Origin of the sequence: Azospira oryzae (assembly GCF_004217225.1) — a bacterium.
GTDB lineage: Bacteria > Pseudomonadota > Gammaproteobacteria > Burkholderiales > Rhodocyclaceae > Azospira > Azospira oryzae.
Window position 1 is genome coordinate 1,375,147 of record NZ_SHKM01000001.1, and the last position, 17,960, is coordinate 1,393,106.

Sequence of the window (17,960 nt, forward strand, 5' to 3'; positions counted from 1 at the left end):
GTGGACCTCGTCGACCGGCTTAGCGCCCGGGCTGGAACTGAAAGTAGGCGATGAGGTTGCGCAGTTCGCCGGCGGTGGCCAGCAGCTGTTGCACATTGCGCTCCGCCTCGCCGATGGCGGCGGCGTTTTCCTCGATCAGGGCGGCAATCTCGGAGACGCTCATGGCCACGTCCTGGCTGGCCTGGGACTGCTGCACCGTGGCCTGGGCGATGTGGCGCGCCATCTCGTCGATGTGCTGCCCGTCCTGGACCACTTCGGCCAGGCTGACCCCGGTCTCGCCCATGGCCTCGTCGTTGTGCCCCACCTGGGCGCCGGCGGATTCGATGCTGCCGACGGCGCTTTCGGTGATCTTCTGGATTTCCGTCACCATTTCGGCGATTTCGGCGGTCTGCAGGCGGGTGCGCTCGGCCAGCTTGCGCACCTCGTCGGCCACCACGGCGAAACCGCGCCCCGCCTCGCCGGCCCGGGCCGCCTCGATGGCGGCGTTGAGGGCGATGAGGTTGGTCTGGTCGGCGATCTCCTGAATGCCCTGGGTCACCACCCCGATACGGTTGAGGGACTGGAACAGGGTGGCCATGGTGTTGGAGGCGGTATCCACCGCCGAGACCACGGCCCGGGAGGCCTCCCGGCCCTGGATCATGCGCCGCTCCACCCCGGCGATGCGCTCCCGGGTAGTGCCCACGGCGCTGGCCGTCTCCTGGGCATCGGCCGAGACCTGTTCCACCGTGGCGCTCATCTCTTCCATAGAGGCGGCGATGCGGCTCACCGAGTCGGACTGGGACTCGGACTGGGAGGAGACGCTGGACATCTCCAGGTTGAGCTGGGTGGTGTTGCCGCTGACCCGGTTCGCCGCTTCGGCAATCTCCGCCAGCATGACCTTGAGGTGAGCCTGGGTGGTGAGCAGGGAATCCTGCAGCTTGCCCACCTCGTCCAGACGGTCGTGCCACAGGTCTTCCGACAGGTCGCCCTGGGCCACCCGGTCCAGGCTGCTGTTGGTGGCATCGATGGCGCGGAAGATACCCTGCTGCAGGCCGATCTGCACCGCGCCGGCAACCAGGCCGGTGAGACTCAGTATCTGCACCAGGGCGACGATGCTGTCGGCGGAAAAGCCGATGCCGCTGCCGAACCAGACACCGATGCCAGTCAGCAACTGGGCCGCCATGACGAATAGGGTGAGGCCGGCCATCTTCTTGCGCAGGCTGACCTTGCGCCAGCCGCCCGGCCGGGGAATGGCGCCGCCCCCCTTGCCCAGCTTGGCGTAAAGAGCCTCGGCAGACTGCACCTGGGCCCGGGAGGGCTCGGTGCGCACCGACATGTAGCCGATGGTCTGACCCTTCTGCCGCACCGGCACCACCAGGGCATCGACCCAGTAATGGTCGCCGTTCTTGCAGCGGTTCTTGACGATACCGCGCCAGGGGCGCCCTTCCTTCACCGAGATCCACAGGTCGGCAAAGGCGGCCGGCGGCATGTCCGGGTGGCGCACCAGATTGTGGTTCTTGCCGATCAGTTCATCCCGGGTGAAGCCGCTCAGCTCGACGAAGGTGTCGTTGGCGTAGGTGATGATCCCCTTCAGATCGGTTTTCGAAACGATGTACTTGCCCTTGGTAAAGGGCACTTCAACTTGTGTGACGGGAAGATTGTTTTTCATGTTTCCCTACTACTCCCTGAGAGCCACTCTCATTTGGATGGCCTCGCGATGTTATCTCAACTTCATTACATTTGCCCTTAGCATGAATCACAGATCGTGCCCGGTAGACGAAAAAAAGCCCGACGGGATGGCTCCCGTCGGGCTTTTCAGCCTAACCCGTTGTTTTAGATGCGTTCGTAGATGGTGGTGATGCCCTGGCCGCCGCCGATGCACATGGTGGCCATGCCGTAACGGGCACCGGTACGCTGCATTTCATGCAACAACTTGGTGACAATGACGCCGCCGGTTGCACCAACCGGGTGCCCCAAGGCAATGGCGCCGCCATTGACGTTGGTCTTGGCGGGGTCCAGGCCCAGGCCCTTGGCCACGGCCAGGGACTGGGCGGCAAAGGCTTCGTTGGACTCGACCAGGTCGATCTGGTCCAGGGTCAGGCCGGCCTTCTGCAGGGCCAGCTTGGAGGACGGGATCGGACCTTCGCCCATGATTTCGTTGGGCACGCCGGCGATGGCGTAGGACACGAGGCGGGCGATGGGCTTGTGACCGGCAGCGGCGGCCTTGGCGGCATCGGCCAGCACCAGGAAGGCAGCGGCGTCATTGATGCCGGAAGCGTTGCCGGCGGTAACGGAACCGTCCTTCTTGAAGGCAGCCTTCATCTTGGCCAGGGCTTCCATGGTGGTGGCGCGGGGATGCTCGTCGGTATCGAAGACCACGTCGCCCTTCTTGGTCTGGAAGGTGATGGGCACGATCTGGCTCTTGAAACGGCCTTCGGCGATGGCCTTGGCGGCGCGGTTCTGGGATTCCAGGGCGAAGGCGTCCTGCTCTTCCCGGGTCAGGCCCCACTTGGCCACCAGGTTTTCGGCGGTGATGCCCATGTGGCCGACGCCGAAGGGGTCGGTGAGGACGGAGACCATGGCGTCGATGGCCTTGGTGTCACCCATGCGGGCGCCGGAGCGCAGGGCCGGCAGCAGGTAGGCGCCGCGGGACATGACTTCGACGCCGCCGCCGATGGCGTAGTCGGCGTCACCCAGCATGATGGCCTGGGCGGAGGAGACGATGGCCTGCATGGCGGAACCGCACAGGCGGTTCACGGCGAAGGCCACGGAATCCATGGACATGCCGCCCTGGATGGTGGCCAGGCGGGCGACGTAGGCATAGCGGGTTTCGGTGGGAATACAGTTGCCGACGGTGGCAAAGGTCACGGCCTTGGGGTCCACACCGGCACGGGCAATGGCTTCCTTGACGACCAGACCACCCAGCTCGGCGGGCTCCATGCCAGCCAGGGAACCGCCAAAACCACCCACAGCGGAACGAACGGCGGACAGAACTACGATTTCCTTGCTCATGAGCATCTCCTTGTTATAACTGACTTATCAACCCACCCAAGTGGCGAGCCCGATCAACAGCAACAGCAACAGCCACAGCACCAGGGCCCGCCAAACCAGGCCCACCGTGCTCTGCATGAAATCCACATCGGCTTCTTCGCCGACCCCCAGTTCGGCCCGGTCGGTGACCTCGCCGCCTTCCACCAGGGGCTGGCCGAGACGCACGCCGAGGGCGCCGGCACCGCTGGACAGCACGATGCCCAACTCGTGGTCGGCCCACTGGCCGGCCTGGGTGCGCCAGCAATAGACCGCATCCTCGAAATCGCCGACCACGGCGAAGGCGGCAGCGGTGGCCCGCAGGGGCAGCCAGTCGATGATGGCAAAGATTTGTTGCGAAAATTTGCCAAAGTCGCCGAATTCTTCATCCTGCCGCTGGCCCCAGCGCTCGGCCAGAATGCCGGCGAGGCGGTACAGCACCGCACCGCAGGGACCGGGAAGCAGGACGAAACAGAGGATCACCGCAAAAACATGGCGATGGGAAGCGGCCAGGGCCTCCTCGATGGCCAGGCGGGCCACCTCGCTGGACGACAGCCCTTCGGCGGAACGGCCCCGCCATTCGGCCAGAAGCTGGCGGGCCCGGGGCACGTCGCCCATGCGCAGGGCCAGGTGAATGTCGGTGAAATGGTGGCTGAACTGGCGGAAGCCCATGGTCAGATACAGCACCAGGACGTTCCAGGCCCACCCCAGCAGCGGCGTCACGGCACAGAGCAGGTAATAGATGCCGGCCGCCAGCAGCACGGGCGGCAGCACGGCGGCCAGCCAGGCGATCAGGCCATGCCGCGAGTCGCCGGCGTTGAGGCGCGACTCCAGGAAGTCGGCATAGCGACCCACCGGTTCCAGCAAAAGGCGATTGGGTAGCGGCCGGAACTGTTCGAGGAACAGGGCCGCGATCAGGGAAAAAAGGCTCATCCCGAACTTGAGGCGCGATGTTGATCGGAAGCAGGGAACCGCCTGGCAGGTGGCTCGGCGCGGAAACCACGCAACCGCCAAATGCTTTGCCAGCGCCCCTGTCGGAGAAGGTCCAAGATAACACATTTCGCCCCGGCCTGCAGATGACAGCCGGGAGCGGCGGGCATCCTACAGCGGTGTCGCCGGGTAGCCGAGACGGTCGGCCAGGGAGACGATCATGCCGGCGGTGGCGCCCCAGATGAAGTAGTCGCCATAGGGCATGGCGAAATAGTGGCGCAGCCGCCCCCGCCACTCCCGGGAGTGGCGCTGGCGATTGGCCGGGTCCAGGAGGAAGGCCAGGGGTACTTCGAAAACTTCGGCCACCTCGAAGGGGTCGGGCCGCAGGGTGAAGGGCGGGCGCACCAGGCCCACCACCGGGGTGACGCGAAAGCCAGTGCTGGTGCGGTACTCCGGCAGGTAGCCGAGCACTTCCACCAGTTCCGGGGACATGCCGATCTCTTCCTCGGTCTCCCGCAGGGCGGTGTGGATGGGGGACTGGTCCACCTCCTCCACCCGGCCGCCGGGAAAGCTGACCTGGCCGCCATGGTCCCGCAGGTGGGAGGTGCGCTGGGTCAGCAGCACCGTGGGATGGCTCTCCCGCAGCACAATGGGAAAGAGGACGGCAGCCGGCGTCAGGGTTTCGTTGCCGATGCCGTCTTCCAGGATCGGCGGGGCCGCCAGGGGTTCGGCGGAAAGGCTGGCACGGAGGCGCTCCAGGTCCACCACGCCGGCCGGGCCGTCAATGGGTTTCAGCACCGCTTTCCTCAATCTCGGCACTGACGGCCTGCAGGGCGTCCTGCAGAGTTTCTTCCGGCAGGCGGTTGATGTGGGTCGCCACCAGATCGGCGGCCTCCACGGCGCCGACCGGCAGGCGCTTGCTGTCCAGGCCGGCGATGAGGCTGGCGGCGGCACCGACGATCTGCAGCAGCAAGTGACGCTCGCCCATGAGCAGTTCCAGTTCTTCGCGCAGCAGGGCGATTTCCTGATCACGTTGGGGCATGGGGGGTTCCTCCAGGGGGAATCAATAACGTTTTTTTAGAATCATGCGCTGCCCGTCCCGCTGCATTTCCATGCGGTTGAGAAAACTCATGCCGAGCAGGGCGATGGGCATGTCACTCTCGTGCACCAGGCCATCCACATCGGTCAGGGTGACGTCACCGATGCGCACGGTGGACAGAAGTACCTTATACACCCGCGCCGTGCCGTTGGCTGTCTGGGTATAACCGACCTGGGCATTACGCAGGTCGAGGCCCAGACGGCGGGCATCGGACGCGCCGATGGAAACCATGGTAGCACCCGTGTCCACCAGGAAGCGGATGGTGCCGCCGTTGATGTTGCCGGTGGCGTAGAAATGGCCGCTGGCATCGGAAGACAGGGTCAGGGTGGGGGTGCGGTCGGAAGATTGCTGGGAGACGACGCTCTGGCCCACCCGCAGGGTGCGCCGCTTGCCGTCCACCTCGACGATGGCGGCACCGTCCTCCACCGCCACCAGCTTCACGCCCTGCTCCGTCTTCTGGCCCACGGCCACGCCCTTGGGCGGGGCGCCGTCGATGACCAGCAGGGCCTTGTTGGGAAAGACGCCGGCAATGCCGACTTCGACAGCCTGCAGGGGCGATGCCAGCAAAAGACATAGGCATGACAGCCAGCCCAGACTAGAATGCCCCGTCGCCATCCTTCCGCCCCATTTCCCTGCCATGCGTCCCGTTGCCATTTTTCGCCATACTCCGACAGAAGGTCCGGGCTATTTTGCCACATTCCTGGAAGGCCACGGCATCGCCTGGGAGCTGATTCCCGTGGATGCCGGCGCCCCCGTGCCGGCCTCGCCGGAGGCCTATGCCGGCCTCTGTTTCATGGGTGGCCCCATGAGCGTGAACGACCCCCTGCCCTGGATCGACCATACCTGTGCCCTGATCCGCAGCGCCGTCGCTGCCGGCATCCCGGTGCTGGGGCACTGCCTCGGCGGCCAGCTCATGGCCAAAGCCCTGGGCGGCCGGGTGACGCCTAATCCAATCAAGGAAATCGGCTGGGGCACGGCCCGCATCGAGGAGGGTGAAATTCCCGGCCACTGGTTCAACGGCCTGGGGGGCGAAGTCACCGTTTTCCAGTGGCACGGCGAAACTTTCTCCCTGCCGCCCCAGGCCGTGCGCCTGCTCACCAACGATTTCTGCGCCAACCAGATGTTCGCCCTGGGCCCCCACCTGGCCATGCAGTGCCATGTGGAAATGACGCCGGAGCTGATCGCCACCTGGTGCAGCGACTGGGCGGACGAAGCCCGGGCCGCCGCCCGGCACCCTGCCGGCCAGACGCCCGAGCAGATGGTGGCCGAAATCGAATGGCGCCTGCCCGCCATGCGGCAGCTGGCCGACCGCCTGTACGGGGCCTGGATCGCCAACCTGCGCCCCTGACAGGACTACGGCAAAAGAAAACGGCGCCCGCGGGCGCCGTTTTTCATGCAGGCGGAGAACGCCGGTTCAGTCGCGGAAATTGCCGTACTTGATGGGGAAGTCGGTAATGGACTTCTTCACCAAGGCAATGGTTTCCTGCAGCACATCACGCTTGGCGCCGGTGACGCGCACCGTGTCGCCCTGGATGGCAGCCTGCACCTTGAGCTTGGAGTCCTTCACCAGCTTGACGATCTTCTTCGCCAGCTCGCTCTCGATGCCGATCTTGATCTTCAGGTCCTGCTTCACCTTGTCGCCGGAGACCTTCTGCACGGCCTGCTGGTCCAGGCGCTTGACGCAGTCCGGCTCCTTCTTTTCCATTTCGGGAAAGAGGATGGTCTTGATCTGGTCGAGCTGGAAGTCGGAGTCGCCGTAGACCGTGATGACCTTGTCCTTCTCGTTAAGCTCCACCTTGGCGGTGGTGCCCTTGAAGTCGTGGCGGCCGACGATCTTCTTGCCGGTGGCATCGACGGCGTTCTTCAGCGCCACCATGTCCACTTCAGAGGAAAAATCGAAAGACGGCATGACGATCCTCGCTTAACCGAAGTAGCAGACGTAGTGGTAGGGCTCGCCGGTCACTTCGATGTCAAAGCTGGAATTTCCCGGCACATTAAAGGACTCACCGGCACCGGAAGTCTTCCATTCCGTCTCGCCCTTGAGGCGATAGCGGCAGGCACCGGCCACGGTTTCCATGACTTCGGGAGCGCCGGTGTTGAAGGTCAGGCTGGCGGGCAGGATCACGCCCACGGTCTTCTTGGAGCCGTCGGCGAAAATCACGGTGTGGCTGACGCACTTGCCGTCGAAGTAGACGTTGGCAGCCTTGACCACGGAAACATTATCGAATTGAGACATCAGATTCCCCACAATTTCTGGATGAAGGTCTTGGAGATGAAGCCGAGCATCCCCAGAGACAGCACGAAAAACAGGACGAAGGTACCGACCTTGCCGGCCTTGGACTTGTAGGCCAGCTCGCCGATGATGAACAGCATGTAGAGGATGAAAGCCCCGATCCCGAAAGTGACGCCGAATTCGGAGATCTGGGCTTCCGTAAAGCCGAAGAGGGTGCTTTCCACCAAACCCTCCGCTTAACCCTTGCGTGCCTTCAGGTTGGCGGCGATGCGCATGCGCAGGGCGTTGAGCTTGATGAAGCCGCCCGCATCCTTCTGGTCGTAGGCGCCAGCATCGTCCTCGAAGGTGGCGATGGTCGGGTCGAACAGGGAGTCGGTCTTGGAATCGCGGCCCACGACAATGACGTTGCCCTTGTACAGCTTGAGGCGAACGGTACCGTTCACGGTCTGCTGGGTGTGGTCGATCAGGGTCTGCAGGGCCTTGCGCTCGGGCGCCCACCAGTAGCCGTTGTACACCAGGCTGGCGTAGCGGGGCATGAGGTCGTCCTTGAGGTGGGCGACTTCCCGGTCCAGGGTGATGGATTCGATGGCGCGGTGGGCGCGCAGCAGGATGGTGCCCCCCGGGGTTTCATAGCAGCCGCGGGACTTCATGCCGACGTAGCGGTTTTCCACCAGGTCCAGGCGGCCGATGCCGTGCTTGCCGCCCAGCTCGTTGAGCTTGGCCAGCAGTTCGTGGGCCTTCATCTTCTGGCCGTTGATGGCCACCAGGTCGCCCTGGACGAATTCCAGATCCAGGTATTCGGCGGCATCGGGAGCGTTCTCCGGGGAGACGGTCCAGCGCCACATGTCTTCCTCGGCCTCGGCGGCGGGGTTCTCCAGGTGACGGCCTTCGTAGGAGATGTGCAGCAGGTTGGCGTCCATGGAGTAGGGAGAACCGCCCTGCTTGTGCTTCATTTCCACAGGGATGCCGTGCTGCTCGGCATAGGCCAGCAGCTTCTCGCGGGACAGCAGGTCCCATTCGCGCCAGGGGGCGATGACCTTGACGCCGGGCTTGAGGGCGTAGGCGCCCAGCTCGAAGCGCACCTGGTCGTTGCCCTTGCCGGTGGCGCCGTGGGAGATGGCATCGGCACCGGTCAGGTTGGTGATCTCGATCAGGCGCTTGGCGATCAGGGGGCGGGCGATGGAGGTGCCCAGCAGGTACTCGCCTTCATAGACGGTGTTGGCGCGGAACATGGGGAAGACGAAGTCGCGCACGAACTCTTCGCGCAGGTCGTCGATGAAAATGTTCTCGGGCTTGATGCCGAACTTCAGGGCCTTGGTGCGGGCCGGTTCCAGTTCCTCGCCCTGGCCCAGGTCGGCGGTGAAGGTCACCACTTCGCACTGGTAGGTATCCTGCAGCCACTTGAGGATGACGGAGGTGTCGAGGCCGCCGGAGTAGGCGAGAACCACTTTCTTGATGTCGCTCATGATGCTTCCCTGCAAAGATTAAGAATTGACGCGGCCCAGGAGCAGATACTCCATCAGGGCCTTCTGGGTGTGCAGCCGGTTCTCCGCCTCATCCCAGACTGCGGACTGGGGACCGTCGATCACTTCGGCGGTCACTTCCTCGCCACGGTGGGCCGGCAGGCAATGGAGGAAAATGGCGTCGGACTTGGCGATACGCATCATGTCGCCATCGACCTGCCAGTCGGCGAAGTCCTTCAGGCGTTCCTCGTTTTCAGCTTCGAAACCCATGGAGGTCCACACGTCGGTGGTGACAATGTCGGCCCCCTTGGCCGCTTCCATGGGATCGCTAAATTGCTCGAAATTGGCGGTGCCGTAGAGGCCCGCCCGTTCCGCTTCCACCTCGTAGCCCGGGGGCGTGGAGACGTGGACGTTGAAGTCCAGCACTTCGGCCGCCTGCAGCCAGGTGTTGCAGACATTGTTGGAATCGCCGATCCAGGCCACGGTCTTGCCCTGGATGGGGCCCCGGTGCTCGATGTAGGTGAAGATGTCGGCCATGATCTGGCACGGGTGGTATTCGTTGGTCAGGCCGTTGATCACCGGCACCCGGGAGTTGGCAGCGAAGCGCTCGATGATCTCCTGCTCGAAGGTGCGGATCATGACGATGTCGCTCATGCGGGAGATGACCTGGGCCGCATCTTCCACCGGTTCGCCGCGGCCCAGCTGGGAATCGCGGGTGTTGAGGTAGATGGCGGAACCGCCCAGCTGCTGCATGCCGGCCTCGAAGGAGAGGCGGGTACGGGTGCTGGCCTTCTCGAAAATCATCACCAGGGTGCGGTCGGTCAGGGGCCAGTACTGCTTGTAGTTCTTGAACTGGTCCTTGATCCAGCGGGTGCGCGCGAACAGGTAGTCGAACTCTTCCCGGGTGAAATCCTTGAACTGCAGAAAATGCTTGATTGACGACATAGTGGTCTCCCCTCCCCGACTGCCTCAGGCCGTCAGGAACTCCTTGATCAGGGCGGCCAGGCGCTGCACCAGCTCCTGGGTATCCGCCGCGCTGAAAGTCAATGCAGGCAACAGGCGCACCACCTTCTCGGCGGTGACGTTGATCAGCAGGCCGGCCTCCAGGCCCTTGGCCACCAGTTCGCCGCAGGGGCGGTCCAGCTCGATGCCCAGCATCAGGCCCTTGCCGCGAATCTCCACCAGGCCGCTGACACCGGCCAGGGCTTCGCTGAGCCCGCACCGGATGGCCTCGCCCTGGGCCACGGCGTTTTCCCGCAGCTTTTCTTCCTCGATGCAGGCGATGGTGGTCAGGGCCGCGGCACAGGCCAGCGGATTGCCGCCGAAGGTGGAGCCGTGGTTGCCCGGCTTGAACAGGCCGGCAGCCTTGCCGGCGGTCATGCAGGCGCCGATGGGCACACCGGAGCCCAGGCCTTTGGCCAGGGTGGCCACGTCGGGCAGGATGCCGGCGTGCTGGAAGCCGAACCAGGTGCCGGTACGGCCCATGCCGCACTGCACTTCGTCGCACATCAGCAGCCAGTCCTTCTCGTCGCACAGACTGCGCAGGCCACGCTGGAATTCGGGGTCAGCCACATGGATGCCACCTTCGCCCTGCACCATTTCCAGCAGCACGGCCACCACATTGGGATTCAGCTCGGCGGCGGCGCGGATGGCGTCCAGATCGTTGTACGGCACCCGCACGAAACCGGAGACCAGGGGCTCGAAGCCGGCCTGGGCCTTGCGGTTGCCGGTGGCCGACAGGGTCGCCAGGGTGCGGCCGTGGAAGGCCTTTTCCATGACGATGATGACCGGCGCATCGACGCCCTTCTGATGACCGAAGAAGCGGGCCAGCTTGATGGCAGCCTCGTTGGCTTCGCAACCGGAGTTGCAGAAAAAGACCTCTTCCATGCGGGAAAGCCCGGCCAGACGATCGGCAAGCTCCTCCTGCAGGGGAATCCGGTATAGATTGGAGGTGTGCAGCACCCGAGCCGCCTGGCTGGCGATGGCATTGACCAGCTTGGGATGGTTGTGACCCAGGGTATTGACGGCGATGCCGGACAGGGCGTCCAGATAACACTTGCCGTCGGTATCGTAGATCCGGTTCCCCTCGCCATGGCTGAAAGCCACCGGCAGGCGGGCGTAGGTATTCATCAGGTGGGGCATGACCTTGCCTTGAAGTGACGGGCGAGGGGCGCGAGAATGACAAACGGCGGCCAGTGCCGCCGCCGTGGCGCCCCCGTACCCGGTGCTGTGCTGTAGTGAAAAGCCCAGAAATACGGGGTTGCTAAAGGTTGAATACTAAGCGAAAAACGCCGCCTTGTATAGGCGACACCCGGCCCGAGAGTGCCGTAAAACCTAGACCGAACAGGACTCCAACATGCCCCGGCTGGCGATCTTCAACCAGAAAGGCGGCGTCGGCAAGACGACCACCACCCTCAACCTTGCCGCCGCCAGCATCCGCCACAACCGCCCACCCCTGCTCCTGGACCTGGACCCCCAGGGACACCTCTCCAGCATCCACGGCGGCGCCCCCAACCAGGTGGAGCACACCCTATATTCCTTCTACCAGGACAACCGCCCCCTGGGCGACCTTGAACTGCCCTGGCCGGAGATCGGCACCCTGATCCCCTCGCACCAGCAGCTGATCAAGGTGGACTCCATCTACGGCAAGGGCCCCACCATCCTCAACAAGCTGCGCCTGGGGCTCAACCACCTGGAAGAGAGCAAGGGCGAACGGGTCACCCTGATCGACTGCTGTCCCTATGTGGGCGTCCTGGCCCTCAACGCCATCTTTGCCGTGGAACGGGTGCTGATCCCCGTCTCCACCGACTTTCTCTCGCTCCAGGCCGCCTTCCACATGGCCCGCACCCTGGACATCCTGGAGCCGGTGCTGAAGCGGCGCGTGGCGCGGCGCTACGTACTCACCCGTTTCGACAGGCGCCGGCGCATGAGCGAGGACATCCGCCAGCGCCTCTGCGCCGCCTTCGGCGACGAGGTCTGCCGCACCGCCATCTCCGAGAACGTGGCGGTCGCCGAAAGCCCCTCCCTCAACCAGGACGTGTTCACCCACGCCTTTGCCAGCAACGGCGCCCAGGACTACCTGGCCCTGCATGACGAACTGCGGGGCAGCAACTTCCTCTGAAATGCAAAAGGGCGCCGCAGCGCCCTTTGTTACCGGAATACCGTCCGCTCAACCGGACAGCAAATCCACCACCTCCTCGAAACTGGCCCCGGCCCGGCCGGTCACCGCCAGACGGCGGGCCTCCAGCACCTCGCAGTCCCGGTACATCTGGCGCAGCTTGCGCTGGGCTTCACCCTCATCGCGTCCCTGAATGGTCAGATGATCCACCACCGCACCGGTACGGGTGCGGATGCGGAAACTGAACTTGGTGAAAAAGACGGGCGTCACGACGACCCCCTTTAATTCAATGGGATGGGATGCAGTATATGCACAGACATTTAACTATGCAACGCACTACCATAATTTCATTGGACATTCTCGAAAGCAAAACCTGCCGACACCCGTTCCCGGGAAAATCCGCCCGCCGCCAGCGACGACGAATGCGGCATTTCTGCTAGAATGCTTCGCGGCGCACGGAGGAGCCTCCCCGCCGATGCAGTCGGACATCATCCCGACATCCACACCACCCCGACCGGTACCCACAAGGCACCGGCGAGTCGATAAGAATACGTGGAGACATGACAACAGACGCAGCCCCCAACTTCATCATTGTCGGCCTGACCCGGGAGGGGCGAAAATTTCGCCCCAGCGACTGGGCTGAACGCCTGTGCGGCGTCATGTCTGCCTTTGGCGCCGAAAAGAAGATGAAATACTCCCCCTTCGTCGGCCCCTGTACCTTCCAGGGCGAAAAAGCCGTGTTCGTGGACGCCCAACTGGGCCGCCTCGAACCCATGGCCTACAAGTTCATGCTCAACTTTGCCAACGACAACGAACTGCAGGTCGTCGAAGGCGTGGAACGCCCCCACAACTGACGCTCCGATATCGGCCGGCATCCCGCCGCCGAAGCACGCTTACACCACACCCGACACCAGCAAGACCACGAATACCGGCTCCCCGGGAGCCAGAAAACAAAAACGGCACCCGCAGGTGCCGTTTTTTCCATCCGGAGACCGGGAGATCAGGCAGCCAGGGCCTTGATCGCAGCGGACAGGCGGCTCTTGTGACGGGAGGCCTTGTTCTTGTGGATGATTTTCTTGTCGGCAATACGGTCCAGAACGGCGACGGATTGCTGGAATACGGTTTGTGCGGCAGCCTTGTCGCCGGCCAGAACGGCCTTCTGGACGCGCTTGATAGCCGTACGCAGCGTGGAGCGCAGGCTGGCATTGTGAGCGCGTTGCTTCTCGGACTGGCGCGCGCGTTTGCGGGCTTGAGCGCTGTTGGCCATGAATTCTTCCTGAAAACGGGGGTTAATCGAAAGGGCGCGAGTTTACCGGTTCGCCAGAAAAAAGGCAAGCACTACATGCAATTGACCTTTTCGCCCCGCCCGCGGCCCGGGGACGGGCTAATATAGCGCCTTCGCCACGCCGCCGGCACCCCGGCCCCACGCTTCCCGTCTATGAATCTGCTTCGCGCCCTAGTCACCGTCAGCGGCATGACCCTGCTCTCCCGCCTGCTCGGCTTCGTCCGGGACTTCGTCATCGCCCGGGCCTTCGGCGCCGGCCTGGCCACCGACGCCTTCTTCGTCGCCTTCAAGCTGCCCAACCTGCTGCGCCGCCTCTTTGCCGAGGGCGCCTTCTCCCAGGCCTTCGTCCCCATCCTGGGGGAATACAAGAATCGCCGCGGCGAGGAAGAGGCCCGCCACCTGGTGGACCGGGTCGCCACCCTGCTCTTCCTCATCCTGACCCTGGTCACCGCCCTCGGCGTTGCCGGCGCCCCCATCCTGGTCTACATCTCCGCCCCCGGCTTTGCCGCCGAGGCGGAAAAGTTCGAACTGACGGTGACCCTGACCCGCATCACCTTCCCCTACATATTGTTCATGTCCCTGGTGGCCCTGTCGGGGGGCATCCTCAACACCTGGAGCCGCTTTGCCCTGCCGGCCTTCACGCCGGTACTGCTCAATGTCAGCTTCATCGCCCTGGCCCTCTTCGCCACGCCCTGGTTCGACCAGCCGGCCCTGGTGCTGGGCTGGGCCGTCTTTGTCGGCGGCGTGTTGCAACTGGGACTGCAACTGCCGGCCCTGCGCCGCATCGGCATGCTGCCCCGCTTCCGCTTCGACTGGAAGGACGAGGGGGTGCGCCGCATCCTGCGCCTGATGGCCCCGGCGGTGCTGGGCGTCTCGGTCAGCCAGGTGAGCCTGCTCATCAACACCGTGTTCGCCTCCTTCCTGCAGAGCGGCTCCGTCTCCTGGCTCTACTACGCCGACCGGCTCATGGAATTCCCCTCCGGCCTGCTGGGCGCCGCCCTCGGCACCATCCTCCTGCCTTCCCTGGCCAAGTACCATGCCGACGGCAAGGGTGAGGACTATGCCCGCCTGCTCGACTGGGGCCTGCGTCTGTGCCTGCTGCTGACCCTGCCGGCAGCCCTGGCCCTGGCCATCCTGGGCGTGCCCCTGATCGCCACCCTCTTCCACCACGGCGCCTTCACCGGCGCCGACGTGTTCCACACCCGGGACGCCCTGTCAGCCTACGCCGTGGGCCTCACCGGCCTGATCCTGGTCAAGGTCCTGGCACCCGGCTTCTACGCCCGGCAGAACATCCGCACCCCGGTGAAGATCGCCCTGGCCTCCCTCTGCGCCACCCAGGCCATGAACCTGCTCTTCGTCGTTCTCCTCGACCTGGGTCATGCCGGCCTGGCCCTTTCCATCGGCCTGGCCGCCTGCCTCAACGCCTTCCTGCTTTATCAGGGCCTGCGCCGGCACGACATCTACCGGCCCCAGGCGGGCTGGCTGCCGTTCCTGCTGAAGCTGCTGGCGGCCCTGGCGGTACTCGGCACCGCCCTGTGGCTGGGCATGAGTCGGGAGGCAGACTGGCTGCTCTATTCCACCCTGCAACGCCTGTGGCATCTGGGAGCCCTGGTGGCCGGCGGCATCTTCGCCTACTTCGCCACCCTTTATGCGCTTGGCTTTAGAATGAGGGACTTCAAACGCCGGGCCGCGGAATAGTCCGACGACCGGCACTTTTCAAGGAGGAGTGCAACGTGAAACTGGAAAGCAAGAGCTTCAGCGACGGCCAGCCGATTCCCGGGGAATTCGCTTTCTGTATCCCCCACGCTCAGCACCACGTTTGCCTCGGGGGTAACCACAACCCCCACCTCCGCTGGAGCGACGTGCCCATCGGCACCCGCTCCTTCGCCCTCATCTGCCACGATCCCGACGTGCCGTCCGCAGGCGACGACGTGAACCAGGAAGGCCGCAGCGTGCCGGCCGACCTGCCCCGGGTGGATTTCTTCCATTGGGTGCTGACGGACATCTCCGCCATGCGCCGGGAAATCCGGGCCGGCGAGTTCTGCAGCGAAGTGACGCCCCGGGGCAAGCCCGGCCCCGCCAGCCTGGAAGGCAGCCGCCACGGCATCAACGATTACACCGGCTGGTTCGCCGGCGACGGCGACATGAGCGGCGACTACTACGGCTACGACGGCCCCTGCCCGCCCTGGAACGATGCCCTGCGGCACCGCTACGTATTCACCATCTACGCCCTGGACGTGGAACAGCTGCCGGTGACGGGCCGCTTCAGCGGCGCCGACCTGCGCCAGGCCATGGAGGGCCACATCCTGGCCCAGGCCCAGCTGACCGGCACCTACAGCCTCAACCCTGCCCTCAAGGCCTGAGCAGCCGCCCCATGCGCTCCAGGGCTGCCTCCAGGGTGGTCCCGGGGCAGCCGAAATTGAGACGGACAAAACCGGGAGCGCCGAACTCCCGGCCGTCCGACAGCCCCACGCCGGCGGCCTCGAAGGCCCGGGCCGGCTCCTTCAGACCGCTCTGCCGCGCATCGATCCAGGCCAGATAGGTGGCTTCCGGCGCCACCATCTCCAGCCCCGGCCAGCCGGCCACCGCCTGCACCACCCGCTCCCGATTCTGCCGCAGATAGGCCAGCAGGGCCTCGCGCCACGGCTCGCCGCGGGCGTAGGCGGCACCGCAGGCGGCCAGTCCCAGCACATTGACGTGGGGCACGATGCCCGCCATGGCCCGGGTGAAGCGGCGACGGATGGTGCCGTCGGGAATCACCGCGAAGGCGCAGGACAGCCCCGGGATGTTGTAGGTCTTGGAGGGCGCCATGAGGGTGACGCTGCGCCGGGCGGCTTCGGCGTCGAGGCAGGCGAAAGGCAGGTGGCGGGCGCCGGGCTCCAGTTGCAGGTCGGCGTGGATTTCGTCGGAGCAGACCAGCACGTCGTAACGTCCGCACAGCTCTGCCACCGTCTCCAGTTCGCTCCGGCTCCAGGCCCGGCCCACCGGATTGTGGGGATGGCAGAGGAGCAGCAGGGACGGCCGGGGATCGGCCTGCAGCGCCGCTTCCAGGGCAGCGAAGTCCCAGCACCAGCGCCCCTCCCGGCAGTGCAGCGGCACCGTGGCCAGGCGCCGCTCCGACAGGGCCGGAGCGGAGAGGAAGGGCGGATAGACGGGCACTGCCGAGAGCACCGTTTCCCCCGGCTCCGCCAGCCCCCGGCAGGCCACGTTGAGACCGGTGACCAGGCCGGGCAGCCACACCAGCCACTCGGCCTGCACCTGCCAGCCGTAATCCCGGGCCAGGGCCTGCAGCACGCTCCCGGTCACCTCGGGCGTGGCCCCGCCGTAACCGAAGACGCCGTGATCCACCCGCTGCCGCAGGGCTTCCAGCACCGCCGGCGGTGCCGCGAAATCCATATCGGCCACCCACAGGGGCAGCACGTCCCGGCCGGCGTAGCGGCCCCACTTGAAGCTGTCGCTGCCCCGGCGCTCCACCGGGGTATCGAAATCGAAGGCCATGGTCAGACGCCGCTCCCCGCTTCCGCTTCCAGCAGTTCCGTATCGTCGTGGCGGTAGGCCGGGCTGCAGGCGCACAGCACCACCAGGGGCTGGTCGCCGCTGTTCTCCAGGGCATGGGCGGTGCCCGGGGCGATATGCACGGTATCGCCGACGGCGATGAGGAAACGCCGCTCCCCCAGGGTCATGACGCCGTGGCCGGCGGTGACGTGATACAGCTCCTCGCTCAGGCGGTGCCGGTGCAACAGGGTGCGCGTTCCCGGCGGCACCGTGGCCTCGGCCAGGCTCTGCTGGCGGTTGCCGTGGACGTCGGGATGCATCAGTTCGCGGATTTCCGAGCCGTCCTTGGTGCGGTAGGCGGGAATGTCGGCGCGGGCGGTATGAAAGACAGGGCTCATGGCGGCAGTCGGGCGTGGCGGAGGAAGCATGCTGCCACAGACCCGCCCCCCGGGGAAACGCCCATGGACGCCGCCGGTCCGGCCCGCTAAGCTGGGCCGGCGGGGCGATAGCCGCCCCATGACACAAGGAGTCAGCCCATGCACAAGACCCTCCTCATCACCGGCGGTTCCCGCGGCATCGGTGCCGCCACCGTGCGCCTGGCGGCCCGGGCCGGCTACGCGGTGTGCTTCAGCTACCGCCAGGATGCGGCGGCGGCGCAACAGCTGGTGGCGGAAGTGACCCGGGAGAGCGGCCGGGATAGTGGCCGGGAAGGCGCGCCGATATTGGCTTTCCAGGCCGACATCAGCCGTGAAGAGGAAATCCGGGCCCTCTTCGCCGCGGCGGAACAGCGTTTCGGCCCCCTCACGGCCCTGGTCAACAACGCCGGCATCCTGGAGCACCAGACCCGGGTCGAGGACATGGACGGGGATCGCCTGCAGCGCATCTTCGCCACCAACGTCATCGGCACCTTCCTCTGCTGCCGGGAAGCGGTGCGCCGCCTGTCCACCCGCCATGGCGGCCACGGCGGCGCCATCGTCAATCTTTCCTCCCGCGCCGCCCGCCTGGGCGCGGCCGGGGAATACGTGGACTACGCCGCCTCCAAGGCCGCCATCGACACCCTCACCCTGGGTCTGGCCCGGGAGGTGGCGACAGAAGGCATCCGCGTCAATGCGGTGGCCCCCGGCCTCATCGACACCGACATCCATTCCAGCGGCGGCGAGCCGGGCCGGGTGGAACGGCTGCGAACGGGCATTCCCATGCAGCGGGGCGGCACACCGGAGGAAGTGGCCAAGGCCATCCTCTGGCTGCTGTCGGAGGACGCCTCCTACACCACCGGCACCATCCTGGACGTGGCCGGCGGCCGCTAGTCCGCCGCCGGAACGACCATGAAA

Annotated in this window: 22 protein-coding genes; 6 read left to right on the plus strand and 16 right to left on the minus strand. The window is 65.4% G+C overall.

The features are described from left to right. Positions 1-19: 19 nt before the first annotated feature. From EV678_RS06220 to EV678_RS06245, 6 genes are all read right to left on the minus strand, one after another. Positions 20-1,648, minus strand: a complete 1,629-nt coding sequence (locus tag EV678_RS06220; protein WP_130458873.1) for a methyl-accepting chemotaxis protein — start codon at positions 1,646-1,648, stop codon at positions 20-22. Between the two features lie 164 nt (positions 1,649-1,812). Beyond that, on the minus strand, positions 1,813-2,991 hold the full coding sequence (locus tag EV678_RS06225) for an acetyl-CoA C-acyltransferase family protein (RefSeq protein ID WP_130458874.1): 1,179 nt from the start codon (positions 2,989-2,991) through the stop codon (positions 1,813-1,815). A 27-nt stretch (positions 2,992-3,018) separates the two neighbouring features. Beyond that, positions 3,019-3,939 (minus strand): CobD/CbiB family protein, encoded by a 921-nt coding sequence (locus EV678_RS06230; protein WP_014238252.1) that lies wholly within the window; start codon positions 3,937-3,939, stop codon positions 3,019-3,021. Positions 3,940-4,107: 168 nt separating this feature from the next. Then, a complete protein-coding gene (locus EV678_RS06235; RefSeq protein ID WP_014238253.1) occupies positions 4,108-4,734 on the minus strand; it encodes a CoA pyrophosphatase in 627 nt (208 codons plus the stop codon). After that, complete coding sequence (locus tag EV678_RS06240) at positions 4,718-4,978, minus strand: hypothetical protein (RefSeq protein ID WP_014238254.1); 261 nt, start codon at positions 4,976-4,978, stop codon at positions 4,718-4,720. The genes EV678_RS06235 and EV678_RS06240 overlap by 17 nt, the downstream gene beginning before the upstream one ends. A 21-nt stretch (positions 4,979-4,999) precedes the next feature. Next, entirely contained in the window at positions 5,000-5,602 is a 603-nt protein-coding gene (locus EV678_RS06245) for a retropepsin-like aspartic protease family protein (RefSeq protein WP_235832413.1), read from the minus strand. Between the two features lie 70 nt (positions 5,603-5,672). On the opposite strand from EV678_RS06245, the gene EV678_RS06250 reads away from it, so the two are divergent. After that, the gene (locus EV678_RS06250; protein WP_130458876.1) at positions 5,673-6,383 is read left to right on the plus strand and encodes a type 1 glutamine amidotransferase; all 711 of its coding nucleotides are present in this window, start codon (positions 5,673-5,675) and stop codon (positions 6,381-6,383) included. A gap of 66 nt (positions 6,384-6,449) precedes the next feature. Here the strand turns inward: EV678_RS06250 and EV678_RS06255 are convergent, their stop codons facing one another. From EV678_RS06255 to EV678_RS06280, 6 genes are read right to left on the minus strand one after another with little or no spacing between them, the layout of a single operon-like run. After that, the gene (locus tag EV678_RS06255) at positions 6,450-6,944 is read right to left on the minus strand and encodes a YajQ family cyclic di-GMP-binding protein (protein WP_130458877.1); all 495 of its coding nucleotides are present in this window, start codon (positions 6,942-6,944) and stop codon (positions 6,450-6,452) included. 12 nt (positions 6,945-6,956) lie between these two features. Continuing rightward, on the minus strand, positions 6,957-7,271 hold the full coding sequence (gene ppnP / locus EV678_RS06260; protein ID WP_014238258.1) for a pyrimidine/purine nucleoside phosphorylase: 315 nt from the start codon (positions 7,269-7,271) through the stop codon (positions 6,957-6,959). Then, positions 7,271-7,492 carry a DUF2788 domain-containing protein gene (locus EV678_RS06265; RefSeq protein ID WP_014238259.1) on the minus strand — a complete coding sequence of 74 codons (222 nt, stop codon included), beginning with the start codon at positions 7,490-7,492 and terminating at the stop codon, positions 7,271-7,273. The genes ppnP and EV678_RS06265 overlap by 1 nt, the downstream gene beginning before the upstream one ends. 12 nt (positions 7,493-7,504) lie before the next feature. Continuing rightward, positions 7,505-8,734, minus strand: a complete 1,230-nt coding sequence (locus EV678_RS06270; RefSeq protein ID WP_130458878.1) for an argininosuccinate synthase — start codon at positions 8,732-8,734, stop codon at positions 7,505-7,507. Positions 8,735-8,752: 18 nt separating this feature from the next. Continuing rightward, entirely contained in the window at positions 8,753-9,676 is a 924-nt protein-coding gene (argF, locus tag EV678_RS06275; protein WP_014238261.1) for an ornithine carbamoyltransferase, read from the minus strand. A 24-nt stretch (positions 9,677-9,700) separates the two neighbouring features. After that, complete coding sequence (locus EV678_RS06280) at positions 9,701-10,873, minus strand: aspartate aminotransferase family protein (RefSeq protein WP_130458879.1); 1,173 nt, start codon at positions 10,871-10,873, stop codon at positions 9,701-9,703. A 214-nt stretch (positions 10,874-11,087) separates the two neighbouring features. Between EV678_RS06280 and EV678_RS06285 the strand changes: the two genes are divergently transcribed. Further along, positions 11,088-11,852, plus strand: a complete 765-nt coding sequence (locus EV678_RS06285) for a ParA family protein (RefSeq protein ID WP_130458880.1) — start codon at positions 11,088-11,090, stop codon at positions 11,850-11,852. A 48-nt stretch (positions 11,853-11,900) separates the two neighbouring features. On the opposite strand, the gene EV678_RS06290 is transcribed toward EV678_RS06285, so the two are convergent. After that, positions 11,901-12,119 carry a hypothetical protein gene (locus EV678_RS06290; protein ID WP_014238264.1) on the minus strand — a complete coding sequence of 73 codons (219 nt, stop codon included), beginning with the start codon at positions 12,117-12,119 and terminating at the stop codon, positions 11,901-11,903. Positions 12,120-12,409: 290 nt separating this feature from the next. Here EV678_RS06290 and EV678_RS06295 point away from each other — a divergent pair, with 290 nt between their 5' ends. Next, positions 12,410-12,703, plus strand: coding sequence for a DUF3579 domain-containing protein (locus tag EV678_RS06295; RefSeq protein ID WP_130458881.1), 294 nt, complete (start codon positions 12,410-12,412; stop codon positions 12,701-12,703). Between the two features lie 146 nt (positions 12,704-12,849). Here EV678_RS06295 and rpsT read toward each other — a convergent pair whose 3' ends face one another. Beyond that, the gene (gene rpsT / locus EV678_RS06300; RefSeq protein ID WP_014238266.1) at positions 12,850-13,116 is read right to left on the minus strand and encodes a 30S ribosomal protein S20; all 267 of its coding nucleotides are present in this window, start codon (positions 13,114-13,116) and stop codon (positions 12,850-12,852) included. 171 nt (positions 13,117-13,287) lie between these two features. Here rpsT and murJ point away from each other — a divergent pair, with 171 nt between their 5' ends. Both murJ and EV678_RS06310 read left to right on the plus strand, forming a co-directional pair. Further along, entirely contained in the window at positions 13,288-14,832 is a 1,545-nt protein-coding gene (gene murJ, locus EV678_RS06305) for a murein biosynthesis integral membrane protein MurJ (protein WP_130458882.1), read from the plus strand. A 35-nt stretch (positions 14,833-14,867) separates the two neighbouring features. After that, positions 14,868-15,497, plus strand: a complete 630-nt coding sequence (locus EV678_RS06310) for a YbhB/YbcL family Raf kinase inhibitor-like protein (protein ID WP_130458883.1) — start codon at positions 14,868-14,870, stop codon at positions 15,495-15,497. On the opposite strand, the gene EV678_RS06315 is transcribed toward EV678_RS06310, so the two are convergent. Next, a complete protein-coding gene (locus EV678_RS06315; protein WP_130458884.1) occupies positions 15,487-16,632 on the minus strand; it encodes a MalY/PatB family protein in 1,146 nt (381 codons plus the stop codon). The two genes, EV678_RS06310 and EV678_RS06315, sit on opposite strands and share 11 nt — an antisense overlap. Positions 16,633-16,634: 2 nt before the next feature. Next, positions 16,635-17,027, minus strand: a complete 393-nt coding sequence (locus EV678_RS06320; RefSeq protein WP_014238270.1) for a cupin domain-containing protein — start codon at positions 17,025-17,027, stop codon at positions 16,635-16,637. 138 nt (positions 17,028-17,165) lie between these two features. On the opposite strand from EV678_RS06320, the gene EV678_RS06325 reads away from it, so the two are divergent. After that, positions 17,166-17,936, plus strand: a complete 771-nt coding sequence (locus EV678_RS06325; RefSeq protein ID WP_130458885.1) for an SDR family oxidoreductase — start codon at positions 17,166-17,168, stop codon at positions 17,934-17,936. Positions 17,937-17,960: the final 24 nt, after the last annotated feature.